21 protein-coding genes and 4 pseudogenes are annotated in these 26,601 nt (G+C 42.6%); 15 read left to right on the forward strand and 10 right to left on the reverse strand.

Annotated features, from left to right (window positions below; genetic code table 11):
- Positions 1-105 precede the first annotated feature (105 nt).
- The gene (locus IM507_RS08625; RefSeq protein WP_081330814.1) at positions 106-1,767 is read left to right on the forward strand and encodes a GUN4 domain-containing protein; all 1,662 of its coding nucleotides are present in this window, start codon (positions 106-108) and stop codon (positions 1,765-1,767) included.
- Between the two features lie 137 nt (positions 1,768-1,904).
- Here IM507_RS08625 and gnd read toward each other — a convergent pair whose 3' ends face one another.
- Complete coding sequence (gnd, locus tag IM507_RS08630; RefSeq protein WP_069474164.1) at positions 1,905-3,332, reverse strand: decarboxylating NADP(+)-dependent phosphogluconate dehydrogenase; 1,428 nt, start codon at positions 3,330-3,332, stop codon at positions 1,905-1,907.
- 392 nt (positions 3,333-3,724) lie between these two features.
- Between gnd and IM507_RS08635 the strand changes: the two genes are divergently transcribed.
- Both IM507_RS08635 and IM507_RS08640 read left to right on the forward strand, forming a co-directional pair.
- Positions 3,725-4,507: an MBL fold metallo-hydrolase gene (locus IM507_RS08635; RefSeq protein ID WP_287636897.1), complete on the forward strand. Its 783-nt coding sequence runs from the start codon at positions 3,725-3,727 to the stop codon at positions 4,505-4,507.
- Positions 4,508-4,743: 236 nt separating this feature from the next.
- On the forward strand, positions 4,744-5,697 hold the full coding sequence (locus IM507_RS08640; RefSeq protein WP_069474166.1) for a DNA-methyltransferase: 954 nt from the start codon (positions 4,744-4,746) through the stop codon (positions 5,695-5,697).
- 119 nt (positions 5,698-5,816) lie between these two features.
- On the opposite strand, the gene IM507_RS08645 is transcribed toward IM507_RS08640, so the two are convergent.
- Positions 5,817-6,887 carry a glycosyltransferase family 4 protein gene (locus IM507_RS08645; protein WP_069474167.1) on the reverse strand — a complete coding sequence of 357 codons (1,071 nt, stop codon included), beginning with the start codon at positions 6,885-6,887 and terminating at the stop codon, positions 5,817-5,819.
- A 183-nt stretch (positions 6,888-7,070) separates the two neighbouring features.
- The gene (locus IM507_RS08650) at positions 7,071-8,201 is read right to left on the reverse strand and encodes a glycosyltransferase family 4 protein (RefSeq protein WP_287636899.1); all 1,131 of its coding nucleotides are present in this window, start codon (positions 8,199-8,201) and stop codon (positions 7,071-7,073) included.
- 419 nt (positions 8,202-8,620) lie between these two features.
- Between IM507_RS08650 and IM507_RS08655 the strand changes: the two genes are divergently transcribed.
- Positions 8,621-9,559: a WD40 repeat domain-containing protein gene (locus IM507_RS08655; RefSeq protein ID WP_287636900.1), complete on the forward strand. Its 939-nt coding sequence runs from the start codon at positions 8,621-8,623 to the stop codon at positions 9,557-9,559.
- A 264-nt stretch (positions 9,560-9,823) separates the two neighbouring features.
- Here IM507_RS08655 and IM507_RS08660 read toward each other — a convergent pair whose 3' ends face one another.
- Positions 9,824-11,164: an AAA-like domain-containing protein gene (locus IM507_RS08660; protein WP_123230911.1), complete on the reverse strand. Its 1,341-nt coding sequence runs from the start codon at positions 11,162-11,164 to the stop codon at positions 9,824-9,826.
- A 144-nt stretch (positions 11,165-11,308) separates the two neighbouring features.
- On the opposite strand from IM507_RS08660, the gene IM507_RS08665 reads away from it, so the two are divergent.
- On the forward strand, positions 11,309-11,473 hold the full coding sequence (locus tag IM507_RS08665; RefSeq protein ID WP_172969329.1) for a hypothetical protein: 165 nt from the start codon (positions 11,309-11,311) through the stop codon (positions 11,471-11,473).
- Positions 11,474-11,544: 71 nt separating this feature from the next.
- Here the strand turns inward: IM507_RS08665 and IM507_RS08670 are convergent, their stop codons facing one another.
- Entirely contained in the window at positions 11,545-12,087 is a 543-nt protein-coding gene (locus tag IM507_RS08670) for a peroxiredoxin (protein ID WP_287636901.1), read from the reverse strand.
- 218 nt (positions 12,088-12,305) lie between these two features.
- Between IM507_RS08670 and aroA the strand changes: the two genes are divergently transcribed.
- Both aroA and IM507_RS08680 read left to right on the forward strand, forming a co-directional pair.
- Positions 12,306-13,646: a 3-phosphoshikimate 1-carboxyvinyltransferase gene (aroA, locus tag IM507_RS08675; RefSeq protein WP_287636902.1), complete on the forward strand. Its 1,341-nt coding sequence runs from the start codon at positions 12,306-12,308 to the stop codon at positions 13,644-13,646.
- 195 nt (positions 13,647-13,841) lie between these two features.
- Positions 13,842-15,557, forward strand: coding sequence for an ABC transporter ATP-binding protein (locus IM507_RS08680; RefSeq protein WP_287636903.1), 1,716 nt, complete (start codon positions 13,842-13,844; stop codon positions 15,555-15,557).
- Between the two features lie 228 nt (positions 15,558-15,785).
- Here the strand turns inward: IM507_RS08680 and purF are convergent, their stop codons facing one another.
- Positions 15,786-17,249 (reverse strand): amidophosphoribosyltransferase, encoded by a 1,464-nt coding sequence (purF, locus tag IM507_RS08685; protein WP_287636904.1) that lies wholly within the window; start codon positions 17,247-17,249, stop codon positions 15,786-15,788.
- A gap of 137 nt (positions 17,250-17,386) precedes the next feature.
- Positions 17,387-19,657, reverse strand: a complete 2,271-nt coding sequence (gene purL / locus IM507_RS08690; RefSeq protein WP_069474172.1) for a phosphoribosylformylglycinamidine synthase subunit PurL — start codon at positions 19,655-19,657, stop codon at positions 17,387-17,389.
- A gap of 148 nt (positions 19,658-19,805) precedes the next feature.
- Here purL and IM507_RS08695 point away from each other — a divergent pair.
- Together IM507_RS08695 and IM507_RS08700 are read left to right on the forward strand one after the other, a co-directional pair.
- A pseudogene (locus tag IM507_RS08695) lies at positions 19,806-20,297 on the forward strand (DUF29 domain-containing protein).
- Positions 20,298-20,314: 17 nt separating this feature from the next.
- Positions 20,315-20,404 (forward strand): annotated as a pseudogene (locus IM507_RS08700) (type II toxin-antitoxin system HicB family antitoxin); the annotation flags it as partial.
- Between the two features lie 33 nt (positions 20,405-20,437).
- Here IM507_RS08700 and IM507_RS08705 read toward each other — a convergent pair.
- Positions 20,438-20,674, reverse strand: a pseudogene (locus IM507_RS08705) (formylglycine-generating enzyme family protein); the annotation flags it as partial.
- 30 nt (positions 20,675-20,704) lie between these two features.
- Between IM507_RS08705 and IM507_RS08710 the strand changes: the two are divergent.
- Positions 20,705-22,081, forward strand: a complete 1,377-nt coding sequence (locus tag IM507_RS08710; protein WP_002738585.1) for an MlaD family protein — start codon at positions 20,705-20,707, stop codon at positions 22,079-22,081.
- An 88-nt stretch (positions 22,082-22,169) separates the two neighbouring features.
- Here IM507_RS08710 and IM507_RS08715 read toward each other — a convergent pair whose 3' ends face one another.
- The gene (locus IM507_RS08715; RefSeq protein WP_002738523.1) at positions 22,170-22,391 is read right to left on the reverse strand and encodes a type II toxin-antitoxin system HicB family antitoxin; all 222 of its coding nucleotides are present in this window, start codon (positions 22,389-22,391) and stop codon (positions 22,170-22,172) included.
- Positions 22,366-22,623 (reverse strand): type II toxin-antitoxin system HicA family toxin, encoded by a 258-nt coding sequence (locus IM507_RS08720; RefSeq protein ID WP_002738393.1) that lies wholly within the window; start codon positions 22,621-22,623, stop codon positions 22,366-22,368. The genes IM507_RS08715 and IM507_RS08720 overlap by 26 nt, the downstream gene beginning before the upstream one ends.
- Before the next feature lie 303 nt (positions 22,624-22,926).
- Between IM507_RS08720 and IM507_RS08725 the strand changes: the two genes are divergently transcribed.
- The 5 genes and pseudogenes from IM507_RS08725 to IM507_RS08745 all read left to right on the forward strand — a co-directional run bounded on the left by IM507_RS08725 (position 22,927) and on the right by IM507_RS08745 (position 26,109).
- Positions 22,927-23,358 (forward strand): DUF29 family protein, encoded by a 432-nt coding sequence (locus IM507_RS08725; protein ID WP_002738797.1) that lies wholly within the window; start codon positions 22,927-22,929, stop codon positions 23,356-23,358.
- Positions 23,359-23,365: 7 nt separating this feature from the next.
- Positions 23,366-23,608, forward strand: a pseudogene (locus IM507_RS08730) (DUF5678 domain-containing protein).
- Positions 23,609-23,644: 36 nt separating this feature from the next.
- Complete coding sequence (locus tag IM507_RS08735) at positions 23,645-24,658, forward strand: WD40 repeat domain-containing protein (RefSeq protein WP_002738878.1); 1,014 nt, start codon at positions 23,645-23,647, stop codon at positions 24,656-24,658.
- A 46-nt stretch (positions 24,659-24,704) separates the two neighbouring features.
- Positions 24,705-25,277, forward strand: coding sequence for a Uma2 family endonuclease (locus IM507_RS08740; protein ID WP_002739186.1), 573 nt, complete (start codon positions 24,705-24,707; stop codon positions 25,275-25,277).
- Between the two features lie 16 nt (positions 25,278-25,293).
- Positions 25,294-26,109, forward strand: a complete 816-nt coding sequence (locus tag IM507_RS08745; protein WP_002739019.1) for a DUF4351 domain-containing protein — start codon at positions 25,294-25,296, stop codon at positions 26,107-26,109.
- Positions 26,110-26,601 lie beyond the last annotated feature (492 nt).

A 26,601-nucleotide genomic window follows, 5' to 3' on the forward strand; every position in this document is an offset into this window, starting at 1 on the left:
ATTGCTCCCTCTTGTAATAGCTGGGAGCAGCGGATGATTATTGCTAAGTACTGAGGAATTTTTTGGTCTAAGATAGCTATGCTAAATAGGAACTCTCCACATCTGATGACCTATAAAAAAATTGCCATTTATGAGCAAAGCTATCAAATTCCTGTTTTTAAAAATAGATACTTAAAGAATTTTCAGAAAATCATCAAGGAACGTCGGAAATTAATTCAAGAAGGAGTTCGCTACCATTACTATTTTGGTAAGATTATTAAACGAAAAGAAAAAATTACTCAACAAGAAATCTTGATTGAGACTCAGTTATTAATTAAAGACTATAATTTATTAATTAACGGGCTAGAAATCTATCAAGACGGATATTATCGTTTTTTACTCCAACTCAGTGACAATCTCAAAATTTTATTTTCCCAAAAATATCAAGAATTAAAAATCTTAGACTACGAGAGAATAAAGTTAGAGATTAAAAATAATAATAATCAAAATATTCTCAATCAACTCAAGCTAGAAAAACAGGAAAATTTTCGGGCAATTTTGCTACTGGGAAAAACATCTTTTTTGATGTTGAGAAAAACTAAATTACTAGGGGAAGGAGTTCAGAAATTAGCCGAGGATACTCAAAAGCAGAAAAAAATTGTGCAAGCAATTATTCAAGAACTCAAAATTTATGAGGAATTAAATCATTATCAACTCAAATCTCAACGAGTTCGCCAAGAAATTGCTGATCTTGCCCAAAATGCGATTAATTTTGAAAACTACCTACAGGACTATTTTGCTCCTTTTCAATTATTAATAGAAGAAGTCATTAAGGTGGACGAAGAATTTTATGCAACGGTTGGAGAAATTAAGTATTTGGTAGACAATATTTTTCAACCTCAGCCTGATCTCTTAGAAACGTCAGATTCCAGCATAAGTTCTGAGTTTTTGCTAAATTTTCTAGCGACTGGTTACGAGAAAGAAGCAAGGTTAAAAGAGGCTTTTTCCTCTGATCAATTTAATGATTACTTATTCAATGAAAGTGAATGGTCAGCACAATTCATTTCCCTAGAAAAAACCATCAATAAATTATCTGATCATTTAGCAGAACAAGAGGCTTGTCAAAAAGACGCTATCCCAAAAACTCCCCTAGCAATAGTTGTCTCTCAATTCACTCAAAACAATCTTGACAAATCTTCTAGTTCTAAAAATCCCCCGACTTCCCCAAATATCTTAACTCAAGAATCGGCCGATCTTGATTATAATCAATTACAAGATTTGCTAATAAAGCAACAGTGGCAAGCGGCTGATCGCCAAACAACCAAACTACTATTAAAAATTTTGGGTAGAACCTACTGGAATGAGGTTTATCCTCAAGATATTGCTCAATTACCTTGTTCGGAACTGAAAAAAATTGATCAACTTTGGCTGCATTATAGTAATGGTCATTTCGGGTTTAGTATTCAGCAGGCCATTTTCTCTAGTCTCGGTGGTTTAGTGGATTATGAAACCCAAAAGAAACTTGGCGATCGCCTAGGTTGGCGGAAGGAAGGTAAATGGCTCAATTATGAGCAACTAAACTTTCAATTAGAGCCGAATTCTCCCCTCGGTCATTTACCGGTTCATTGGTTGATTTTTGAGGAAAATCTTGGTGATCCATCTGCCGAGGTTTCTGATCATCAAAACTCCGTGGCTTTCTGGAGAGTTGGCAATTGGTTATTGTGGCAACTTCACCTCGTTTTCAGCAAAATTCAAGCCTGTGGAATTATTCCTCTGTCTGACTTTTAAAGCCATTATCCCATTAAAAACTGATTTGGTATCCCTACCAATTTCTTGACCGATAGTTAACTCTTAATCAGAAAAATATCGCAAAAAAATCTCCCCTTTTTACTGGAAATAAAAAGGGGAGAAAATATTAGATAGCTTTAGGATTCAGTCATCCATTCCGTATGGAAAAACTCACCTCTGGGTTTATCGGTACGTTCATAGGTATGAGCGCCAAAATAATCCCGTTGTGCTTGGGTGAGATTTTGCGGTAAATTGGCCCGACGATAACTATCAAAATAGTCCAAAGAAGAACTAAAAGCCGGGACGGGAATCCCCAACTTATTAGCCAAGACTAACACCTCACGCCATGCTTCTTGGCGATCAAGGATACTTTGCTTAAATTCCGGCGCTAACAACAAATTCGGCAGGCCCGGATTTTCCGCAAAAGCCTTGCGAATTTTATCCAAGAAACTGGCCCGAATAATACAGCCGCCCTTCCATATCCGGGCCGATTCCGGCAGACTGATATTATAGTTAAACTCCTGAGAAGCTTTAGCGATTAAAGCCATACCTTGGGCATAGGAACACATTTTCGAGCAGTAAAGAGCATCACGCACCTTATCCACAAATAGTGCCGCATCCCCCGGATAGGTTTCCCCAGGTCCGGGTAACTCTTTTGCGGCTGCCACCCGTTCATCCTTATAAGCGGACATCACGCGAGCATTAACCGCAGCATAAATGGTCGGAATTGGCACCCCCAACTCTAAGGAACTTAACACAGTCCAGCGTCCGGTTCCCTTTTGTCCCGCCGAATCCAAGATTAAATCTACCAGATGATGACCGGTTTCTGGGTCAACACACTTAAAGATATCGGCGGTAATTTCAATTAAATAAGAATTAAGCTCATCGGTGCGGTTCCACTCGGCGAAAGTTTCCTGTAACTGCTGATTGCTTAGTCCTAGACCATTTTTCAGCACATCGTAGGCTTCCGCAATTAACTGCATATCGCCGTACTCGATGCCATTGTGAACCATTTTCACATAATGGCCTGCCCCCCCGGCCCCCACATAAGTGACACAGGGACCATCATCAACTTGGGCGGCAATTTTGGTTAAAATCGGCTCTAATTCCCGATAGGCGAACTCTGTACCCCCCGGCATCAGGGAAGGACCGTGCAGAGCGCCTTCTTCGCCACCACTGACCCCCATACCGACAAAACCCAGTTTAGTGGTCGATTCTAGGTCCCGGGTGCGTCTTTCCGTGTCCTCGTAGAGGGAGTTACCGCCATCGATAATCATATCCCCTTCTTCGAGAAGGGGTTTTAATTGTTCGATCACGGCATCCACCGGCGGGCCAGCTTTGACCATGACCAGAATTTTGCGGGGACGCTCTAAAATTTGGACGAATTCTTCTAAACTATAGGCCGCCTTGACATCTTTGCCGACGGCGCGAGTTTCCATAAATTCTTGAGTTTTGCTGGCGGTGCGATTGTAAACAGCGATAGGAAAACCCCGACTCTCCACATTGAGAGCGAGATTTTCTCCCATGACAGCTAGTCCGATAACACCGAAGGTACGTTTAGTCATAGAAATTCAGTCTCGGCTGATGCGTTCTTCTTCCCCTTTTAGCGCCTACTTTCCCTAGGATAGCTAAACTTTCCCTATTTCTTAAGCCTTGACTAATCAGTGATCAGTAATCAGTAATCAGTAATCAGTGATCAGATTTGGGTTTTCAGTGACCGGCATTGAGTGAGGAGTGTGACAGCGTTTCTCCTCAAGATGAAGTGTAACCTAATTTGGTATCACCCCCTGACGACTGGCTACTGTTGCCCGTTCCCTAAAACCAGAGACTTCCTACCTCACCATTAAGATAACTGCTATAAATGGCATTCACTGATGACTGAAAAACCCCCAAGCGCAGAAAAGTTAATGCTAATGTTAAATTAAATTAAGAAAATCCCCATTATTCCTCGGCTTATATGCAGTTAACTTGGCTTGATAGTAATTCTTGGTTAATCGAAATCGGGGGAAAACGCCTGCTTCTCGATCCTTGGTTGGTAGGTTCCCTGACTTTTGGTAATTTAACTTGGCTATTTGAGGGCAAAAAAACCGCTAATCATGCCATTCCCCAAAATATCGATCTGATTCTTCTCTCCCAAGGTTTGGAAGATCACGCTCATCCTCCCACTTTACAGGTACTCGATCGCCAAATTCCCGTGGTGGCTTCTCCTAATGCCGAAAAAGTCGTTCGAGTGCTTAATTATACCCATCGCATTTCTTTAACCCACGGCTCTAGTTATATCTTTGACAATGCGATCAAAATTACTGCTGTCCCCGGTTCTCCAGTCGGGCCGACTCTGGTGGAAAATGGTTATGTTATCAAGGAATTAGCGACAAATCAGAGTATCTACTACGAACCCCACGGTTATCATTCTCCTAGCCTCGATTCTCTCGGTAAAATTGATGTTATTATCACTCCTTTGATTGACTTAAAAATACCTTTCCTCGGACCGGTAATCAAAGGACAAGAAAGCGCCTTGGCAGTCTGTCAACGCTTGCAGCCCGAATATATTATTTCTACGGCTGCCGGTGGTGATATCGAGTTTAAAGGATTATTAATGGCGGTGTTAAGTGCGGAGGGTAGTCCCGAATCTTTTCAAGAATTATTAACATCCCATGATTTACCGACAAAAGTAATTGATCCTCGTCCTTGGCAACCTTTTACAGTGGAATTAGGCGAGTGCGTTTCTGGTTTGAGCTAATCTAAGTTAAGGGAAGAATAGAAAAAAGTCAAAACTTTCTTCCCGATTTTTATCTAAAAAAGTAGAATTTTTGTTATATCTTTGCTGGCTACAGATAACATTAATTGTTTTAAAAAACTGGCTCTCTTGAATATTGGATGTAAAATGGGTAAAACCCCACACCCCACACCCTGCCCCCAGGAAAAACTTTTTCAGCAAACCCTAATTAAAAGTGGCTCTTCTCTGCTAAATTTTCTATGAATCAATTGCCCTTATTTTCTCAGTCAAAATCAGTGCGAGACTTTTATCAACCTGATGCCGAAATAATTCTTTATCAAGGAGATAGCAATAATTTTATCAAGACTATACCAGATAATTCTGTGAGCTTGATTATTACTTCTCCTCCCTACAATTTAGGAAAAGACTACGAAAAAAAAATCTCTTTGGATACTTATCTGGAAACCCAAACCAAAATTATGCGAGAATTCTCTAGAATCTTGCAAGATAATGGCAGTATTTGCTGGCAGGTGGGAAATTTCGTTCAAGAGGGAGAAGTTTATCCTTTAGATATTTTTTATTATCAGCTATTTAAACAAATGGGTTTCTTTTTAAGAAATAGAATTGTCTGGCATTTCGGCCATGGATTACATACCTCTAAAAGATTTTCTGGCAGGTATGAAACTATTTTATGGTTGACAAAAACCGATAAATATACCTTTAATCTTGATCCAGTGAGAATCCCCGCTAAATACCCTGGTAAGCGCCATTTTAAAGGTAAAAATATCGGTAAACCCTCTGGTAATCCTTTAGGAAAAAATCCCAGCGATGTTTGGGAGTTTTTAGCACAAGAATGGGATGAGTTACTATGGGATATTCCTAACGTTAAATCTAATCATCCAGAGAAAACTATCCATCCTTGTCAATATCCGATCGAATTAGTAGAAAGATGTGTTTTAGCCTTGACAAATGAGGGGGATTGGGTTTTTGATCCCTTTGCTGGGGTTGGAACTTCTCTGATTGCTAGTATTATGCACAATCGTCGAGTGATGGGGAGTGAAAAAGAAGCAGAATATGTGAAAATTGCCAAGGAAAGAATCGCCGCTTATTTGCAAGGAAATCTCAAAATTCGTCCTTTAGGAAAACCTATTCATCAGCCTAATGGTAAGGAAAAAGTTGCTCAAATTCCCGAAGAATGGCACAATAATATATAGGAATTAACACTGAATCTCCCCAGCAGATTACAGGTTTTTGCTTTCATATACTTGGGTTTTAATGCTTAGTGCCGTCTAAGCCATCCTGCAATAATCGATAAGTTTTTTTGTCACCATTTTTAGAGAAAACTTTGCAGAATTGTGGCGGTTTCTTGTCCCGTTTTTTCCCAACTAAAAAGCTCGGCGCGTTGACGACTGAGGGACTTTAATTTTAGGCGTAATTGTTCATCAGTAGCGATTTGCTGCATTGCCTCTCTCATCTCATCGATACTATAGGGATTAATTAAAATTGCCGCATCTCCTGTGACTTCCGGGAGAGAGGAAAGATTAGAAGTAATCACAGGAGTTCCACAGGCGATCGCTTCTAGTACAGGTAATCCGAAACCTTCCCAAAGGGAAGGATAAACTAAAGCAGTTGCTTGGTTTAAAAGTTGCGGCAATTCTTCATAAGAAACATAGTTTAAAAATTGCACCCGTTGAGAGATTGATAATGCTTCTACCTGTTGCTGTAGAGCAGGGGTAAAACGGGGGTCAAATTGACCGACAATTAATAATTGATATTCGGGATCGATTTGGGAAAAAGCAGTAATTAAACGACCGAGATTTTTATGAGGATCATAACGACCAAGATAGAGAAAATAGGGACGAGTCGCCAGATTTAGCGGACGAAAATTATGAGAATCATATCCAGAAAGAATCACGGTTATTTTGTCAAGAGGTATGTTAAAAAACTTATTAATATCGGCGGCAGTTGCTTGGGAAACAGCGATAATATGTGTGGCTTTTTTCAGGACTTGAGGTAAATAGTATTTATTATAAAAAGTTAGGGGAGAAAATTTCGGAAATCGCAGGGGAATTAAATCATGAACTGTGACAATATAGCGGCAATTTCGATAAATAGGTGCTTCTGGAATAGGGGTAAATAGCAGAGAGGATTTCAATTGTTGATAGGTTTGATAGAGTTGGGTTTCTGTCCAAATTAAGCGCCTAATATTGTCTTTGGTTCCCTGCTCTTGGGTGAGGTTTGCCGACACAGGATAGGTGTTAAAATCTGGGTAACTATTAGAAGTGATTAGGGTAGGATTTAAGTTAGCTAATTGAGGAATGAGATTTTTAGTATAGGTAGTCAATCCAGTATATTTAGTACCTAAAAAAGCGAGATTGATTAATAATTGATGGTTTTTATTCATAGATATTAGCTAGTTAAGCAGGTAGGTGTTAAAAGTTGTCAGACACCACCCTTATCAAGGGAAGATTAAGGGGTGATCAGCACCCCCCTTATCAAGGGAAGATTAAGGGGGGATCAGCACCCCCCTTATCAAGGGGGGATTAAGGGGGGATCCATCTTCAATTTAATTATAACTACTTACTTATTATAAAAGAGAAAGATAAGCTTTTATAGTAGCTTGTGCGGTTTTTTGCCAAGAGAATTTTGCCGCTTGTTTTTTTCCTTTAGTGATTAATTCTTGACGGAGAGAGGTATCACTAATAACTTGATAGATTGCTGCGGCAATTTCTAGGGGATTATCGGGATTAATTAATATTGCCGAGTCTCCGGTGACTTCGGGTAAGGATGCAGTATTAGCAGTTACCACGGGACAACCTAAAGTCATCGCTTCTAAAACTGGTAATCCAAAACCTTCATAAAAGGAAGGATAGACAAAAACATCGGCTTTTTGATAATAATCCGCAACTAAGTCATCAGCAAGATAATCAAGATGTTGAATACTATCTCGAAAGGGAGACTGAGATATTTTATCGAAAATTGGTTGATACTTCCATCCTTTTTTGCCAATCAGAATCAGATTATGGTCTAATTTATACCTGTCCTTAAGATAGTTAAAAGCATCGATAAGATTAATAATATTTTTTCGTGGTTCTAGGGTACTAACAAAGAGTAAATAGGGTTTAGTGATGGTTAGAGATGAGGGATAATTGGGGAGAGAAGAATAACGACTTGCGAGGGGAGTAACAAAAATTTTCTCTGGGTTCACATCTAAATATTCAATAATATCTCGTTTGGTACTTGCGGAGTTAGCAATAACTAAATCTGTCCATTGTAGAGATTGTTTAATCCGTTGGGTGTAGGTTTTGACAATCCCCGTGACAAACTCAGGATATTTAATAAAAGTAACATCATGAATAGTCATAACTTTGCGACTCTGACGACAAGGATACACCACATGATCCAATCCGTGGAGAATATCGGGAGAATCAAGAAAGTTTTCTAGATAGGGAATTAGAGGATTAGGAAATCTGGTTAAGATATTGCTAAGACTGACGGGAATTGGTAAACATTTAACCTCTGGATAGGATTGCAGTTTTTCGGGAATAGAAAGATTACCCCGCAGCCAGTTTTTTACCGATGGTTGAAAACAGAGGGACAGGGAAAAGTTTTCTTGGTTTTGTAATTTAGCTAATTCGGCAATCAGGTGATAAGCATATAATCCAATTCCACTAGGATTTTGTCTTATCGGTGTACCATCAACTAAAATTTTAAGCATTTGCGTTTAGATGAGATTGACGGGATAGATATTTTAAAAATTACAGATTCAATTGTCAATTTTGCTCGCTTAGGACAAGATTAAAATCGGCAATAAACTCCACCCTAATAGTTAATCTTACCCTATAGCGCCCCTAAATAGCAGCCTTTTTGGGCTAGGTTACGGTCAATACTTAATTTATCGGGCAATTTTTTCGATTATTGTCCCACCCTACGACTAGGATTGTCAACGGGTACTTATCAGCTATGAATCTCCTTGACGAAAAACACTGTAATTAGTTATAATCATGGAAGAATGGCTTCCTCGTACTTGTGGTGATCGGAGATTTCTCAAAAGTTATCTCAGGGATGGCTTAGTCCCCTACAGAACAAGCAAGATCGGGTAATGCCGAAAAATCTTGATTAACTAATGTTTTCACTATGTTTAATCGCTTAGTATCTTTTAAATCCTTAGAAGGCCATGAAGGTGAGGTTAAATGTCTAACTTTTTCCCAAGATGGTCAATTTTTAGCTAGTGGAGATAACGAGTTAACTGTTATTGTTTGGGATTGGCAAAAAAATCAAAAATTTAGTTTACAAGGACATGAAAAAGCCGGTTGGTGGGACAAGGGAGTTAATTCTGTTGCTTTTAGTCCCTGTCAAGGATTTTTGGTTAGTGGAGGAGATGATCAAACCCTAAGAATTTGGTCACTAGAAACTAAAAAATTAATCTCTACCTTAACGGGACACCAAGATAAAGTTACAGCAGTAGCTGTTCATCCCGATGGGGAAATTATTGCTAGTGGCAGTGAAGATAAAACGGTGAAAATATGGTCAGTAAAAACTGGAGAAATTCTAGCCACTTTACAAGGTCATAGCGATAAAGTCCTAACAGTTAAATTTAGTCAAAATGGTCAACTTTTAGCCAGTGGTGGCGGCGAAAATGACAAAACGGTAATTATTTGGAATCTGGGAGAAAAGAGCAGTATTACCTTAAAAGGTCATTCCGATTGGTTTGGAGGTATTTTATCGGTAGATTTCGGCAGTAATAACAAATTTTTAGCCAGTGGCAGCAAAGACAAAACTATTAAAATCTGGGATATTAAAAGAGGTACAGAGGTAAAAACTCTCAGCGAACATAGTGATCATATCAATTCAGTTAGTGTTAGTCCTAATAATCAACTATTAGCCAGTGGTGGTGATGATAAAAGCTTAAAATTATGGGATTTAAAAGCAGGAAAAGCGATTATTTCTATTCCCCATCCCCAGAAAATCTATTCCGTTTGTTTTAGTCCCGATGGTAATTATATCGCCACGGCCTGCCAAGATAAAATCGTGAGAGTTTATGGCACTTCCGAACTACAATCTTTAGCAAGTTGAGCAATCTTTGAGCGCACCGGATGCTTATCGGTGTCTAATTAGGGTTTGCTGAATAAATCTAAAAACCTTGTTGGATAAGGCTTTTAGACTTTTTTGACCTCAAAAAGTGCCGACCATTGGAGTGATTGGGGGGAAAATCCAGGTACTTTTTCCCTGAAAATTAGGTAATTGACCCCCTCAAAATCGGTAAAACCCCACACCCTACACCCTACACCCCACACCCTGCCACCAGGAAAAACTTTTTCAGCAGACCCTAATTATCCACTAGAGATCGCTGCCAGTTTGTTCTTCTCGGAAGTAAAGCTGATATAATTGACAGCTAGGCTGGGCTAGGTCGCCTTTTAACTGAATTAAACCCATACTTTCCAGTTTATAGGCAGTAATCGGTTCTAATCGCACTCCCTTATCGGAAGAATTAACCACTTCCCCCATCGCTGTCAATAATTCCGGCTGTTTTTGCAGATTATCCCAGTGATGACGCAGGTGTGCCGCGTAAATTCCCCCTTGGGTAGCAGCATTAGGGAGAATATTTTTCTCCCCGCGCACCTGCGCTTCCAGGGCCAAACGGCTAAGATAGGGATGACCAGCAACTAGAGCGATTAAATCCCCGATAAAACGCTGATTATCTTCATTTTTAGGCAATCCGTAGCTACTAGCCAAGTTTTCCAGTTGTTCGAGGCTAAAACCGGGTAATTTAATCGCACGGCCGACATTAAAGGGAGATTGATTAGCGTCCAATTGAATATAGATTTCCGTGGAATTAGCAATCGCTAACCGCAAATTCTGCCAGATTTCTAAATTATTAGCTTCTTCGTGCCAACAGCGCAACAGCGGCAGAAAATCCCTAGCGATGTCGGGATACTCGAAAATTCTGTCTAAATTATCTAGGGCCAAAAAGAGCGGCCCGTTAATCTGTTCCAAAAGATAGGACTGAAAATAGGTTTGACAACTGATTAAACTGCCAAATAGTTCCTCATCCCAATATTCATCTAATTGCGGCTTTAAACCCAATTCTCGGCTAACATTGGCCGAAAACCAGCGACAAAATCGGTCTAAACTGGCAAACATCGCCTTTTCTGCCACTTGACAATTAATATAAACTGTGCTATGTCCCCAACTATCTGCCTGAGCGAGCAGGTGTTTAAGCAGAGAAGTTTTACCAGTCTTTTCAGGGGATTTAATGCGAATGAGTGACCCCGGACGATTAATTTCTTGATAACAGTCGCTTTCGACGGGAGGGCGGCTAATATAAGTATCTATAACTGATTTTTCTGCTAGTATCGGGACGGGTTGATTTCTCCATTCAGGATATTTGATATCTTTGAACCATTCTCGGAGGATTTGGAACTTACCCGGCCCTTTACTACCTAATTCGAGTTCGGGACAGCCATTATCTTTATCTGCCGAGAAATAGCTATATATTTTAGTCATTTGTTTTTTATAGGTTTCATGGCTGGCAGCCTCGGCCATTTCCCAAATTTCCTCATCCGGTTTGCGCCAATTTTCGTAGGCAAAACGAACCAAAAAAATTTCCTTTAATTTGCCTTGAACACCGTATTCTCTGGCTAGATGTTTGAGAAACTCGTCCCATCCCTGTGGTTTCATCCCGTTCTACTTTATTCTACTCAAATTCCCTTTTTTTCCATGTTAACCCCTTTTTCCCTCTTGGCAATGGGACTGACATCCGAGCGGGAAAACCCTATGCTAAAAATAGGTCAATTACCTGATGGTGTCTAAGGGAGTAAAACCATGAAAATCTCGTTAACCTTGTTTGTTGTGGCCTCCTTGCTGTTAGGTTCAATTCCTCACACTTTAGCGGTTAATAGTCAAGATAACCATTTTGACCATTCCTCTTGGCCGCTAATTTTACAAAACCGTGACTGTAAGGGTGATAAGGACGATAATTGCAATTAGTCCTGATTATCTCGGTTAAGGTTGTTAATCTATATCCCCCACCGATAAAAAAATCGTGGTCGGGATTTTTTTTATGAACTCGCCTGTAATTCCTCTAAACGCGCTAAAACTTCGGCACTGTGAATGGCAGGATTTACCCCTAAATAAATCTCTTTTAAAATCCCCTGCGGATCGATAAGATAGGTATGACGCAGGGAAACATAACCCATCCAAGAACCATAGGCTTTACTAACATCTCCGGTAGTATCTGCCAGTAAGGGAAATTTTAAACCCTCCGAGTCACAAAATTCCGCATGAGAATCGACATCATCGGCACTTACCCCTAAAACTTGCGTATTTTTAGCCATATATTTCGGCAAATCCTGCTGAAAACGCCGCGCTTCTAGGGTACAGCCGGGGGTAAAATCCTTGGGATAAAAATACAAAACTACCCACTTACCCCGATAATCCGATAGGGAAATATTCCCTTCTCCCGTGTTAGTCGGTAGGCTAAAATCGGGTGCCGGTTGATTTAAAGGGGGTTGGGAACCACCTAAAGCGTTAGCATCGGGAATAAAGGCAAAAAATGCCAAAATTACTGCAATTAAAAAACTCAACAGTTGACGACGAGACATAATCAGTTATCAGTTATCAGTTATCAGTTATCAGTTTCTTGGTGTGATAAGTTTAACCTAATACGGGAGCGATCGATCTTTGTGTCCTTTCCCTCGTTCCTGTCACACTGGGAAAATCAACTGTCACTCTAGCTTAATATTCTTTACATAACTTGACAAGGAAAGGGCGAGGTAAAGGGGGAAAATAGATCGAGCTTGTCTTCATCTGCCTAACGATCATGTCTATTGTCACCCTTAACCCCCTTCAATCCCATCAAGATTTAGTCATCGATCCAGCCAAAATCACGGGATTACGCGGAAAAATCACTATCCCTGGCGATAAATCCATATCCCATCGTTCCCTGATGTTAGGAGCGATCGCCGAAGGAGAAACTGTTATTCATGGGTTATTATTGGGCGAAGATCCCCGCAGTACCGCTAGTTGTTTTCGTGCCATGGGTGTGGAAATTTCCCAACTCAACAGCGAGAAAGTGATCGTCAAAGGTAGGGGTTTAGGCAATCTTGAGGAACCCTTAGAAATCCTCGACGCGGGCAATTCCGGCACGACGATCCGCTTAATGTTAGGATTATTGGCCGGTCATCGAGACCGTTTTTTTGTCGTTACCGGTGATGCTTCCCTGCGATCGCGTCCCATGTCCCGGGTGGTGAAACCCCTCAAAGAAATGGGGGCGCAAATTTGGGGCAGAAAAGCTAATTCTTTGGCTCCTTTAGCCGTTTCTGGGGAATCTCTGCAACCGATCCACTACTATTCTCCCGTTGCTTCTGCACAGGTGAAATCCTGTCTTCTCCTCGCTGGACTGTTAACGGAGGGGAAAACCACAATCACGGAACCCGCTTTATCTCGCGATCACAGTGAACGGATGCTGCGCGCTTTTGGGGCAAATATTGAGGTGGATGGGGAGACTAATAGCGTCACGGTGACGGGTTATCCCACTTTAACCGGACAAACGGTGATTGTACCCGGGGATATCAGTTCGGCAGCTTTTTGGTTGGTAGCGGGGGCAATTGTGCCTAATTCCGAGTTATTAATCGAAAATGTGGGAATAAACCCGACTAGAACCGGAGTTTTACAGGTTTTACAGGCAATGGGAGCAGATATCACCCTCGAAAATCAACGGGTGGTGACGGGGGAACCGGTGGCGGATCTGCGGGTGAAATCCAGTCAACTACAGGCAACCACGATCGCTGGTGAGATTATACCCCGTCTGATCGATGAAATTCCGATTTTGGCAGTAGCGGCGGTTTTTGCCCAAGGAACGACAATTATCAAGGATGCCGAGGAATTACGGGTGAAGGAAAGCGATCGCCTGACGGTGATGGCCACCCAACTCGATCGCCTAGGGGCAAAAGTAACGGAATTACCCGATGGTTTAGAGATTACCGGCGGTACAGGCCTATTCGGCACGGAAGTGGACAGTTTTACCGATCATCGCATTGCTATGAGTCTAGCGATCGCTGCCCTCAATTCCCGTCAACCCACCACTATCCATCGCGCTGAAGCGGCCGGCATTTCCTACCCCGATTTTTTTAGCACCTTACAGCAAATTTGTCAAGAGTAGAAATATTAAGTTTTTATGCGAACGGGCGAGGGGTAACTGATAAAATTGCGGGATAAATCACAGAGTAGTAGGCCACCTGTGTGATAATCAAGTTCATCGATCGAAATAGCGGAAAATAGAAGCGTCCCTCATTCAAATTTCCCTGAAAAATATCTCCCTATCTACTCCACTCCCGTCTTCTATTCCCCACCGATAATGGAAATCATCGCCCAATTAGAGAAAGTTTCCTATATTTATCCCGAATCCTCCAATCTAGTGCTTAAAAATATCTCTTTAGCAATTCATCGAGGCGAATTTTTAGGTATTATCGGGCCCACAGGTGCGGGAAAAACTACTCTCTGTTTAACTCTTAACGGTATTGTCCCCCAATTCTACGGAGGGCGTTTTTTTGGTTATGCAACAGTAGCCGGTTTAGACACTTTAACCCATCCCGTTAGCACCTTGGCCCGCTATGTGGGGGCAGTATTTGAAGATCCCGAAACGCAACTTTTAGCCACTTCGATAGAAAATGAAATCGCTTTTACCTTAGAAAATTTACGGCTACCGCGAGAGGAAATTAAAGCGCGTATTCCCAAAGTTTTAGCGGCAGTCCGGTTAGAGGGAATGGAAAAAAAATCGCCGGGGGAACTATCAGGAGGACAAAAACAACGATTAGCGATCGCCGCTGCCCTTGCAGTTCAGCCCGCTTTGTTAATTCTCGATGAACCCACCTCCCAGCTGGATCCGGTAGGCTCCCAGGAAGTTTTCGCCACCATTAAGGAATTAAATCGCCATCTCGGTGTCACCATTGTGATGGTCTCCCACGCAGCCGAGGAAATGGCCGAATATGCCGATCGCCTGGTACTATTAAGAGATGGTGCGATCGAAGCCATGGGAACCCCAGCAGAGATCTACTCCCAAGTACAACTTTTACAGGAAAATGCCCTGCGTCCCCCGCAAGTGGCCACTACTTTTGCCTTGATCGAGCAGAAAATCGGGGCGATTGAGTCCATTCCTGTCACCCTAGACCGCGGTTTTGCCCGTTTAAACGAGCTTAAATCCTTTTATCATCAAATAACACCAAACCCTCCCTTGTCGTCGGTTTCTGACCCCTTAAACCCCATACTGAGGGTAAAAAATCTCTGCCATACCTACCCCGATGGTACTACCGCTTTGCGGGATGTGTCCCTCGATATTGCCGAAGGGGAATATCTGCTGATTATCGGTCAAAATGGCGCAGGAAAAAGCACTTTAGTCAAGCATTTTCTCAATCTTCTCTCGGCAACCACTGGTCAAGTTATGATTGACGGACGTTCGACCGGTAGCTTTTCTGTCAGTGATTTAGCTCGCTCGATCGGTTATGTAGCCCAAAATCCCGATAATCAGATTTTTAACACCACTGTCGAGAAAGAAGTATCATTTGCCCTGACTAATCTCGGTTATCCTCCAGAAATCGTCACCCAACGCACGGAAGCAAGTCTAGAAGCCATGGGATTGCTAGAATATCGCTCCTATCATCCTCTCTCCTTACCAAAAGGCGATCGAGCGCGGGTAGTGATTGCGGCAATTTTAGCCATGGAACCGCGTATAGTGGTCTTTGATGAACCCACCACCGGCCAAGATTACCAAGGGGCTAAGGCAATTTTAGAGGTGAGCCGTCAATTACACCAGATGGGCAAAACGGTTATTGTGATTACCCATCACCTCTATTTAATGCCAGAATACGCCGAAAGAGTAATTATCATGGGTCAAGGAACTATCCTTTTAGATGCCCCAATCCGGCAAGCTTATCATCAAACCGATCTCTTAGCCAAAACCTATCTAACTCCACCCCAAGCAGTTTTATTAGCACAAAAATTAGGACAACTTTCTGGTTATCCTAATTCTCTTTTAACTCCCCAGGAAATTGCCGATTGTTTTCAGAGGATTTAGCCTTGAGGCTATTTAGGGTTTGCGGCAAAAAGTTATTCGTGGGGACAGGGTGTGGGGTGTGGGGTGTGGGGTGTAGGGTTTTACCGATTTTCACCTGGTCAATTACCTAATTTTCAGGGAAAAAGTCCCTGAATTTTCCCCCCGATCACTCCCATCTCTGGTACTTTTTGATTGATAAAAAGTCTAAAAGTCTTACCCAGCAAGGTTTTTAGATTTATTCAGCAACCCCTATTTAACTGTTTCTAAGATCAACTTCGATCGCTTAACATTATCAGGTACAGGAATCGGATAATCGCCATTAAAACAGGCAGTACAGAAGGTTTTCGGATCTTCCTTCGTTGCTGTTAACATCCCATCTTGACTGAGATAAGCTAAACTATCCACCCCGATTTGTGCCTGAATTTGGGCCACCGATTTAGTTGCCGCAATTAATTGCTCTTGGTTGTCCGTATCAATGCCATAAAAACAGGGATGAGTCACCGGAGGAGAAGATATTCTCATGTGAACTTCTCTTGCTCCGGCATCGCGTAAAGCTTTAACTAATTTCCGGCTAGTGGTTCCCCGCACGATCGAATCATCAACAATAATAACTCTTTTTCCCTGTAAAACATCCTTTAAAGGATTCAATTTCATCTTAATCCCCGACTCTCTCATGTGTTGGGTTGGTTGAATAAAAGTCCGTCCCACATAACGATTTTTAATCAATCCTTCCGCGTAGGGAATATCAGAAATGCGCGAAAATCCGATCGCAGCCGGAATACCCGAATCGGGAACTCCCATTACCATATCTGCTTCTACCGGCGACTCTTTGGCTAATTGTTCCCCCAAACGTACCCGATAAGTATATAAAGATTCCTCGTGAACAATGCTATCGGGACGAGCAAAATAAATCATCTCGAAAACGCATAATTTTTTCTCCGGTTTCATGGCCCAATCCACCGAAGATAAGCCATCTTCACTAATCCAAACTAATTCCCCCGGCTGCACATCCCGCAGATAATCGGCCCCAATAATATCTAATCCGCAGGTTTCCGAAGCTAAAACATAACGGGGGGGATTGCCTTCTTCTTGCAAAACCCCAATTACTAAGGGTCTGACACCATTGGGATCCCGCGCCCCGATAATTCCCGTCGGTGTGCCGATAACAAGGCTGTAAGCCCCGCTACAATAGCTAAAGGCATCGATCGCCGCTTCTATCCAATCCTTGCCACTATCCACTTCCTGACCGATAGCGACGGCGATCATTTCCGAGTCGGTGGTGGTGACGAGATCACAACCGCGCTGTTCTAATACATTTCTTAACTCAAAAGTATTGACTAAATTGCCATTATGTGCTAGGGAAAGTTTACCTAAACGGCTTTCGATCACGGCAGGTTGGGCATTGGCGCGACGGCTAGAACCAGTGGTAGAGTAACGAGTATGACCGACGGCGTGAGTACCGGGCAAGGTTTTAAGGACAGTTTCGTTAAAAACTTGGGAAACTAAGCCCATTTCCTTGTAACAATGCACCGTTTCCCCGTCGTAGGTGGCAATACCTGCCGATTCCTGTCCTCGGTGTTGCAGGGCATAGAGTCCGAAATAGGTCAGTTTTGCTACTTCTTCCTCGGGGGCATAGAGTCCAAAAACTCCACAGGCTTCTTCAGGCTTATCGACACTGGCAAAAGATACAGATGAGTCGGGATGGCTAGACATGGGAGGGTTGGGGCTGCAGAATACTTTGGTAACAAAATCTTAACCGATCTTAATCTTCTTTTAACGATTTATTTATCAGCTATCAGCCTTTATTTACCGATATAATCGGCCATCTTATCTAGCTGACGGCCTCAAGATTACAGCCTTCTTTCGATCGCTTTTGACCAAACTTGCTGTATAGTTTCTAGACTAACATCGATCGCTGGTTGTTTATCCCGGTCAAAAATCCGAAGATTCTCGTTTTTTTCGCTAACTTTGCCAGTTATTTGCCAATAGTCTCCCAATTGTGTCTTTAGATATTCTTCCCAATCTTGCTGATTTTCGGGGGAAACGGAGACGATAATGCAACTAGCTAATTCCCCGAATAATACCGCATCAAAACGGCCCTGATGCTGCCAAGAAAGGTCAATTTCCGCCCCTAACTGCCCACTAATACAGCATTCTGCCAGAGCAGTGGCTAAACCTCCCTCGGCGCAATCGTGGGCAGATTTCACCCAACCGGCGCGAATTCCCCAACGACAGGCCGCTTGTACCTTTCTTTCTAACTCAAAATCAATTACCGGCGGTTTTCCCGTCACCAAACCGTGAATAACGGCTAAATATTCGGAAGCGCCGATAGTTGGCAAGGAGAAACCCAAAAGATAGATTAAATCCCCCGCTTTTTGCCAACCTTGGCCGCAAATTTGCCCGATATCCGGCACTAATCCCACCATCCCAATCACGGGAGTCGGATAAATAGACTGGGGGCTGCCAGCTGCATCAACGGTTTCGTTGTACAAAGAGACATTACCCCCAGTCACCGGTGTATTCATTTCCCGACAAGCTTCAGCAATACCCTGACAAGCAGTGGCTAATTGCCAATAACCGATTGAATTCTCTGGACTTCCGAAATTGAGATTATCCGTGACAGCAATGGGGTCAGCCCCAACACAACTAAGGTTTCTGGCCGCTTCCGCCACGGCCAACTTAGCTCCGTTATAGGGATCAAGATAAACATATCGCGGATTACAATCTGTAGTCGCCGCTACACCTCGCCGAGAATTTGCGGGATTAGCACCCAGAGGACGCACGCGAATCACGGCCGCATCGGCCCCCCCGGGGAGAATAACAGTGTTATTCTGGACTTGATGGTCATATTGACGATAAACCCAGCGTTTTGAGGCAATCGAGGGACTATCGAGCAGTTTTAATAAAATCTCGTTATAGGATTCGGGAATAGGAATCGTGCTATCTTGCCATAATTGAGCTTTTTGGGCGTATTCCGGCGGTTCTGTTAGTAATTCCCGATGATAAATCGGAGTATTATCCGCTAGGGCCGTGGCCGGAATTTCGGCGGCAATTTCCCCTTTAAATAATATACGGACGATCGGTTCTGCAATTACCTGGCCAGCGACCACAGCCTGAAGTCCCCAACGATGGAAAATCTCGATTAATTCGCCTTCTCGTCCCGATGCTGCCACAAATAACATTCTTTCTTGGGATTCCGACAGCAGATATTCGTAGGGGACCATCCCAGTTTCCCGGACGGGTATTTTATCGAGGTCTAATTCAATTCCCACCCCTCCCTTGGCTGCCATCTCGGAGGTAGAACAGGTGATCCCCGCGGCCCCCATATCCTGGGCCGCCACCACCGCACCGGTCTTAAATGCCTCTAAACAAGCTTCTATCAGGGATTTTTCCAGAAAAGGGTCGCCCACTTGCACCGCGGGCCGGTCATCCATAGATTTATCGGTTAATTCGGCACTGGCAAAACTCGCCCCTCCCATACCGTCGCGGCCGGTGGTAGAACCAACGTATAAAACTGGGTTTCCCAGTCCTTTTGCCCCAGATTTAACGATTTCCTCGGTTTCCATTAGCCCTAAAGCCATGGCATTAACGAGGGGATTGCCATTGTAGGCATTATCGAAGTATATCTCACCGCCCACCGTGGGAACGCCGACACTATTGCCATAATGACTTATTCCTTCCACGACTCCGGCAAAAATGCGACGATTGCGGGCATCTTGCAAGTTACCAAAACGGAGGGAGTTGAGGATAGCAATGGGACGGGCCCCCATGGTAAAAATATCCCGCAGGATGCCTCCGACTCCGGTAGCGGCACCTTGGAACGGTTCCACCGCAGAAGGATGATTATGGGACTCGATTTTAAAGGCTAATCGCAATCCATCGCCTAAATCCACTACTCCGGCATTTTCCCCCGGTCCGACGAGAATTTTTTCGCCGGTGGTGGGGAATTGTTTGAGCAGCGGCCGGGAGTTTTTATAACAGCAGTGTTCCGACCACATCACGCCAAACATTCCTAATTCGGCTTTGTTGGGGTGTCTTCCCAGTCTTTTGACTATTTCTTCGTATTCTTCGGGTTTGATGCCTTCTGAGGCAATTTCTGCGGCAGTGAAGGGGGTAGTCATGGGACAATGCGATCGAGGGACAAGATTTATTGTATAACGTCTGATGAGATCGAGTTACAATGCTTAGTGAAAGACAAAAAAGTTAAAAAGGTTTGCGCTAGTAAAGTTAAGCTAAAGACATAGTTTTATGATCAGTGGGAACGAAACTATGGCAGTAGAAACAGCTTTATCAATGAAAGCCTTATACGATCAGGATTTTGTTCTCTGGGCTTCAAAAACCGCCGAACTTTTAAAGCTAAAAAAGTTTGATGAGGTGGACTGGGAAAATCTGATCGAGGAAGTGGAGTGCATGGGGAAAAGTGACAGACGGGCTGTAGAGAGTTTATTAACCTAGCTTATCGAACACCTGTTTAAGTTAGCTTATCACAGATCGGAACGGGAGCGAGAACGCAACGTCTGTCACTGGGTAGGAGAAATCGCCAGTTTCCGAACTCAACTAGGAGAATGGCTAGAAACCACTACTCTCAGTAACCATGCGCGGGATTATTTTCAAAAAGCCTACTCGAACGCTCGAAAAACCCTAATACAAGCGAAAACCGTCACTGGCGATGCGATTCCTGTGGAGCCTCCTTTCTCCCTCGAACAGGTATTAGATGGGGAGTGGTTCCCGATTGATATCGATCATTACTTCGACGTATAAGAACAAAAAAGTTAAAGATGAATATTAAAGTTATTGTTTGGCAAGAGGATGATTTATGGTGTGCCACCGTTCCAGCTTTCCCCAGTTGTCATACTTGGGGAAAAAGTATATAAGAAAATCTATCCAACTGCTAAACTAGAGGCATCTTTTTCGCTGACACTGCGGGAAAGTTCCCCGTCAATGGTCACTACGCGATCGATCAAGCCTTGAAACTGTCCAATAATTGGTTTTAGGTATTGTTCTAGATTAATGGCTACTTTGGCCATTTTGATCGCTTCTTGTTCCAGATTATCTAACTCCAGCTGCAGCTGATACACTTGTTTATAACCGTTAAACTCACCGATCATTTTCGAGAAAACCTGTTTTTGTGTATCCTGACACTGTGTAGAGATGAGGAGTAATTATTTATGGAAGCTGGCGGTTCACAACGAGGGATTTCCCCAACTCTGCGGCAAAGTGGTATCGGTTTAATGTTACTGACATCGGGGGGAATATTAATCTGGTTAATCGCCTGGTTAAGTAATTTTAGCTTCGGGGGACGCAGTTATCGAGCCACCTTCCTTTTTCCTAATGTGGGTGGCCTGATGGTGGGAACCCGCGTCGGTTATCGGGGAGTGAGAATCGGGCAAGTGACGGCAATTACCCCAGAACCGGAGGGAGTCGCCGTAGAAGTGGAGATTTCGCCAGCAGATCGCCTAATTCCCAGTAATTCCCTCATCGAAGCCATTCAATCCGGTTTAGTCGGTGAAACCACGATCGATATTACTCCCCTGCAAGCTTTACCCGTCGGTGGTGTCAAAGAACCCCCTTTGAGTCCTAACTGCAATGGGGAAGTGATTATCTGTAACGGTTCCCGTTTACAAGGGCAATCGGCGCTAAATGTCAATACCTTGATCAGATCTTTACTGAGAATTTCTAATCTAGTTAGCGATCCCGATATGGTGGCCGGATTTCGTTCCTTTACCCAACGCGCTGCCAATGCCTTGGGGGGACTCGATCGCTTTAGTGGTGAGGCAACCACCGCTTTAAGCGAGGTACGTCGCAGCGGTACTCTAGGTAAACTTAATTCGGGTATGAGATCCCTAGAATCCTTACCGCAAGTATCCGGTTCCCTCGATCGCCTTTCTAGTGATCTTTCCGGTGTCGGGGGATTGAGTCAGGAAGCGACTACTTTACTGAGAAGTTTACAGGGAAGTGGCGGCCTGAGAAATTTAGACGCTACCCTAGTAGAGGCCCGAAAAACGCTGCTTTTGGTGGGAGAAACCACCGAAGAACTGCGGGTTTTTTTGGCAGCTAATCAAAATCGTTTAATTGCCACTCTCGATAGTATCAAAACTACTAGCGATCGCCTACAAACTACTCTCGCTGCTTTGGATCCCATCCTGACGGAAGTGCAGAAAAGCCAAATTATCGATAATTTAAACACTATTTCGGCAAATGCTGTTAAATTAAGTGAAAATTTGGGAAATTTTACCGCTTATCTCTCCGATCCTGCCACTGTTGTCACCCTACAGCAACTCCTCGACTCCTCTCGTGCCGCTTTTGCCAATCTTCAGAAAATCACCTCGGATGTGGATGAAATTACTGGTAATCCGCAACTGCGACAGGAAATTATCCGCTTAATTCAGGGTTTAAGTCGTTTGGTTTCTTCTAGCGAACAACTACAGCAGGAATTCGCCCAAGGTCAAGCAATGACAAGAATGGCCGCCCAAATTGCGACAATAGCCCCAAATCCCGCCGCTAATACCCCAGAAAAAGACCCTAAGAAACCTGAATCTGAGTAGCAGAATTTGGGGTTAGGGGTTGGGAAAAAAAAGTCCGAGCATTTGTACTAAATTTTTCAAGACCCAGTTTCAATACACAACAGTTTGCCTAATTTTTTGTCATAGCTAAATGAGGAATTTCTTCACCATGTTGACGATAACTTTCTTTAACGCCTTCCCAAGCTAAAATTAATTGATTGAGTGCTGTTTGGGGGCGATCAGCAAAAGCGGAAACGCTAGGCATTTCTACTAAGTATGCTATCCAATCTCCCTCCTCATCTTGGAAGATATTAATGCTAAAACCGTTAAAATCGTCGGTTGTTGGATTCATTTTCTTCCTCCTGTATTTTTAAAAATTGTTTAACTTGATAAGCTTTCGCTTCACCGTTTTTTGTCGGTTGAATAGATAGACGGACTCTCTTGGATGAATACCAAATGTGATGACTTCCTGTTTGATGGTCAAAAGTCCAACCGCAAAGATTAAGCAAACTCTCAAATTCGCTAAAACGTAATCCTTGAGGTGAGTTTTTGGCCTTTTCTAGCAGTCTTTCTTTTTTTCCCATCGATCGATCACAACGAACTCAATCTATTTTAGCTTAAAGTTAAAAGAAGGAGATCGCATTTATACATTAGAGATAGAATGCAATTCGCCCATACAATCGCCGAAAATCGCTTAATTTTGCTAATTTTTGAGTCATAATTAAAAACTCCATTTTTAGATAAAAAACCATAGCGTAGCACAGAAAACCTCAAACTAGATGAAAAAATGATTAATTTTTTGCTCAAGATGGCCTTAAATGAGCTTTGGGATAGAGAGACTTGTGGCAAGATATAATTAAGGTATATTTGGGGGAAGAAATTGGATTATGGAAGAACTTTTAGAATTAAAAGCTTTGCTCTTAAAAGGTGATATTAAAGGTTCACTGGCGATTGTAGAAGAACTTGAAGATATGAGCAAAAATGGGATTATTAGCACCATTCGTGGTTATGCTGTTATCTTATTACTTCATTTAATTAAACAACAGGCAGAAAACCGAACCACTCGTTCTTGGGATGTCTCCATTCGCAATAGTGTTAGAGAAATTCAACGCCAAAATAAACGCCGAAAAGCAGCAGGATATTATTTAAGTGATGAAGAATTAACAGACACTTTAAACGATGCTTATCTTAATGCTTTGGATGCCGCTTCTTTAGAAGTCGAAGCAGCTTGTTATCAATCGGAGCAAATAGAAGCTTTAATTGACAAAAATAAACTGATTAGTGCTGCTTTTCTTCTCATAAAAACCGTCTCTCCTTAGAAAGATTATGACAGACTCAATCTCTCAAGAACAAGCCCAAGAAATGTTACGTTGGTTAAACAAAAATTGTGAAACCGTGCTTGATTTGTATAAAAATCAATACATTGCCTATAATGAAAAAGTGGTCATTGCTCACGGTGAAAATTTACAGAATGTTCTGGAATAAGCCAACACAACCAATCAAGAATTTGTCATTTATCTTGTTCCTCGTTGTCGTTATTCTATTCAAATTTTACCAGTTCAAGTTTAAAGTAGTTTAAGATGATTTTGACAACGGCAAAATTCTATGAAAATAACCCTTTATCAACCGACGTTATCGTTATTATTGCTACTGTTGCTATCTGGTGGTTGTGCAGTCAATCAGGAAAAAGGCAAAATCATCACTCCGCAAGCACCTCCCCTAGCAGAAATGGTTCCTTGGCAGACCGTCGAACGGGTTACTATTTTAAAAGCCGATCAGGATCCCATCTATGCTTTGGCTATTAGTCCCGATAACTCCAGGCTGCTGAGTGGTAGTTTTGACGGCACTGTCAGGGAATGGGACCTAAAAACCCAAAAACCTCTCAGGACTTGGCAACTAGGTGATACCGTTAACGCTATCCAATTTAGTCCCGATGGTAAGACTTTCGTAACTGCCGATGCGGGGGGAAAAGTGCAACGCTGGAATACGCGCACGGGAAAATTAGAAATGACCTATCCCGGCCATGCTTTTCTCGTTACTGATGCCGCTATTTCTCCCGATGGCAAAATTTTGGCCACGGGTAGCTGGGATCGTACAGTCAAACTCTGGGATTTTCAGACGGGTACACTGTTAAAAACCCTGCGCGGTCATAATCATCCGATTCAGGCGATCGCATTTAGTCCCGATGGTAAAGGAATTGTTAGCGCCGATTACGATGGCTTCGTTAAACTGTGGAAAGTGAGTACCGGTCGCTTTATTCGTGCCTATGCAGGTAATTTATTCCCCGTTTATCGGGTGCTTTTTTCTAAGGATGGTAATACCGCCGGTACTGCTAGTCAAGACGGTTCGATCCGCGGTTGGCAAGTGAAAAGCGGCATCGGCACCACTACTATTCTCGCCCATAACGACGCTGTTACCGATATGGCCCTGCTGGATGGGGGTAAAGTTTTGGCCAGCACTTCCGGGGATGGCACTGTGAAATTTTGGGATGTTAATACCCGTCGGCACTTGAATACCCTCAAGGGAAACGTCATCTTAAGAATGGTTGCCAGTCGAGATGGTCGTTGGTTAGTCACTGGAGATCGGGACGGTGCGATCGCAATCTGGCGGGGAATCTAATTGACTATAATTAAGACTAGAGTGTTTTCTAGGGTGAAATATAGCTATGGCAGCAGTGATTTTAAACTTAGATACAGTCAATCTCACCGATGAGCAGTTTTACCGTCTCTGTCAAGTTAACCCAGATTGGCAATTGGAAAGAAACGTTCAAGGAGAATTAATTGTGATGCCACCTGTTGGGGGAATTAGCGGCAACCGAGAGGCCGATTTTATTAGTTTGCTTTGGTTGTGGAATCATCAAACCCAATTGGGTAAAGTCTTTAGTTCGGCGACGATTTTTCGTTTGCCGAAGGGGGGAGATCGCGCTCCCGATGCCGCTTGGGTGAGTTTAACTCGTTGGCAAGCTCTAAGTCGAGAAGAACAGGAGAAATTTCCGCCTATTTGTCCTGATTTCGTCATTGAACTGCGCTCCCGTAGCGATTCCCTCCCAGAAATTCAAGCTAAAATGCGGGAATATCTCCACAGTGGTTTGCGATTAGGTTGGCTAGTTAATCCTCAACAACAACAAGTGGAAATTTATCGTCCTCAGCAACCCTTAGAAATTATGGAACTACCCGCTAATTTCAGCGGAGAGGATGTCTTACCAGGCTTTAGTCTATTTATCTCCATTTTTGAGTAAAATATAGTCAAGACTGATGTATGATTCTACTTGTAAATTTATCTCCCTGGAATATTCGAGAGATTTAGCCACTTGGTTATTAGGTAAACCTTTGGATTTAACCGAAATTAAACCCTCAGAGTTATCATTAGAGCCGATAAGAGCCGATAGTTTAATCTTTTTGGAGTCAGAAGAACTAATCTTACATATTGAGTTCCAAACCGACCCTAAAGAGGATATTCCCTATAGAATGCTCGATTATGCCACAAGACTCTATCGACGCTATCAAGGCAAACCTATCTATCAGGTAGTGATTTATCTAAGGAAAAGTACCTTACCCCTAGTCAGACAGAATGACTATCAACAGGGAAAAACTTATCATCAATTTGAGGTGATTAGACTATGGGAACAACCCTATCAACCCTTATTGCAAGCACCGGGACTATTGCCCTTTGCTATACTAGCTCAAGCTGAGGAGCAAGAGAATTTACTGCGGCAAATCGCCCAAAAAATCGAACAAATCAGCGACAGTCGAGAACAAAGCAATCTGGCTGCCTCCACCGCAATTCTCGCCGGATTAGTATTAAACAAAGACATCATTCAACAATTGTTGAGGAAGGACATTATGAAAGAATCTGTCATCTATCAGGAAATCAAAGGGGAAGGAAGACAAGAAGAAGCCATCAATTTGCTTCTACGTCAATTAAATCGGCGTATAGGTGGCATTTCTGCCGAATTATCTGCCAATATCCAAAGTCTTTCTCTAGAAAATTTAGAAAACTTAGGAGAAGCTTTATTAGATTTTCAGTCAGTAGAGGACTTAGAACAATGGCTAGAAAATGAGCGTTTTTAACTAATTTAATGCGGTTATTTTTCTTCTATTAATTCCCTCTATGGCTCTTCTCGACTTTGTGTGATAATTTTTGCTTATGGAATCGTGAAATGCTTATCGGGTAACACTTTTAGGACTATTTTGTCGAAGAAACTATCAGTATAGACCTCGTTTCCACACAGAAACCAGAAGAGCCCCTCTATTAAGTACCTAAGCAAAATTAACTACACATATCTAACCACCTCTTGCCTCCTGCCTTTTGCCTTTTGCCTATCTTCACTAGGAAATTAATTTTGCACGACTACTTATCATTATGTCAGATCATCAAGCTAGTTATGCCGTCAATGCAATGTTAGGTCGATTGTATTTCTTGACTTCCCCGTTGACAAAAGGCCATAACCTATGCTGTAGGAGGGATTAAGAGAATTTCCGCCGCCCCGTTACTGGGTACAAATCAGGGAAACTCCCAATAAATCTAACGCTTTTTGTTGCAGTTGGGTCGGTCGAGTTATC

The organism is Microcystis sp. M20BS1 (genome assembly GCF_020245305.1).
GTDB classification, from domain to species: Bacteria; Cyanobacteriota; Cyanobacteriia; order Cyanobacteriales; family Microcystaceae; genus Microcystis; species Microcystis ichthyoblabe_A.

Excerpts from the sequence above, each read along its gene's own strand:
- IM507_RS08725 (WP_002738797.1), top strand. The coding sequence starts at position 22,927 with ATGGAAGAACTTTTAGAATTAAAAGCTTTGCTCTTAAAAGGTGATATT.
- IM507_RS08740 (WP_002739186.1), top strand. The coding sequence starts at position 24,705 with ATGGCAGCAGTGATTTTAAACTTAGATACAGTCAATCTCACCGATGAG.
- purL (WP_069474172.1), bottom strand. The coding sequence starts at position 19,657 with ATGACTACCCCCTTCACTGCCGCAGAAATTGCCTCAGAAGGCATCAAA.
- IM507_RS08670 (WP_287636901.1), bottom strand. The coding sequence starts at position 12,087 with ATGTCTCGTCGTCAACTGTTGAGTTTTTTAATTGCAGTAATTTTGGCA.
- IM507_RS08745 (WP_002739019.1), top strand. The coding sequence starts at position 25,294 with ATGTATGATTCTACTTGTAAATTTATCTCCCTGGAATATTCGAGAGAT.
- IM507_RS08715 (WP_002738523.1), bottom strand. The coding sequence starts at position 22,391 with ATGAATCCAACAACCGACGATTTTAACGGTTTTAGCATTAATATCTTC.
- IM507_RS08625 (WP_081330814.1), top strand. The coding sequence starts at position 106 with ATGACCTATAAAAAAATTGCCATTTATGAGCAAAGCTATCAAATTCCT.
- IM507_RS08650 (WP_287636899.1), bottom strand. The coding sequence starts at position 8,201 with ATGCTTAAAATTTTAGTTGATGGTACACCGATAAGACAAAATCCTAGT.
- IM507_RS08680 (WP_287636903.1), top strand. The coding sequence starts at position 13,842 with ATGGAAATCATCGCCCAATTAGAGAAAGTTTCCTATATTTATCCCGAA.
- IM507_RS08635 (WP_287636897.1), top strand. The coding sequence starts at position 3,725 with ATGCAGTTAACTTGGCTTGATAGTAATTCTTGGTTAATCGAAATCGGG.
- IM507_RS08645 (WP_069474167.1), bottom strand. The coding sequence starts at position 6,887 with ATGAATAAAAACCATCAATTATTAATCAATCTCGCTTTTTTAGGTACT.
- IM507_RS08660 (WP_123230911.1), bottom strand. The coding sequence starts at position 11,164 with ATGAAACCACAGGGATGGGACGAGTTTCTCAAACATCTAGCCAGAGAA.
- IM507_RS08720 (WP_002738393.1), bottom strand. The coding sequence starts at position 22,623 with ATGGGAAAAAAAGAAAGACTGCTAGAAAAGGCCAAAAACTCACCTCAA.
- IM507_RS08735 (WP_002738878.1), top strand. The coding sequence starts at position 23,645 with ATGAAAATAACCCTTTATCAACCGACGTTATCGTTATTATTGCTACTG.
- IM507_RS08640 (WP_069474166.1), top strand. The coding sequence starts at position 4,744 with ATGAATCAATTGCCCTTATTTTCTCAGTCAAAATCAGTGCGAGACTTT.
- IM507_RS08655 (WP_287636900.1), top strand. The coding sequence starts at position 8,621 with ATGTTTAATCGCTTAGTATCTTTTAAATCCTTAGAAGGCCATGAAGGT.
- gnd (WP_069474164.1), bottom strand. The coding sequence starts at position 3,332 with ATGACTAAACGTACCTTCGGTGTTATCGGACTAGCTGTCATGGGAGAA.
- aroA (WP_287636902.1), top strand. The coding sequence starts at position 12,306 with ATGTCTATTGTCACCCTTAACCCCCTTCAATCCCATCAAGATTTAGTC.
- IM507_RS08665 (WP_172969329.1), top strand. The coding sequence starts at position 11,309 with ATGAAAATCTCGTTAACCTTGTTTGTTGTGGCCTCCTTGCTGTTAGGT.
- IM507_RS08710 (WP_002738585.1), top strand. The coding sequence starts at position 20,705 with ATGGAAGCTGGCGGTTCACAACGAGGGATTTCCCCAACTCTGCGGCAA.
- purF (WP_287636904.1), bottom strand. The coding sequence starts at position 17,249 with ATGTCTAGCCATCCCGACTCATCTGTATCTTTTGCCAGTGTCGATAAG.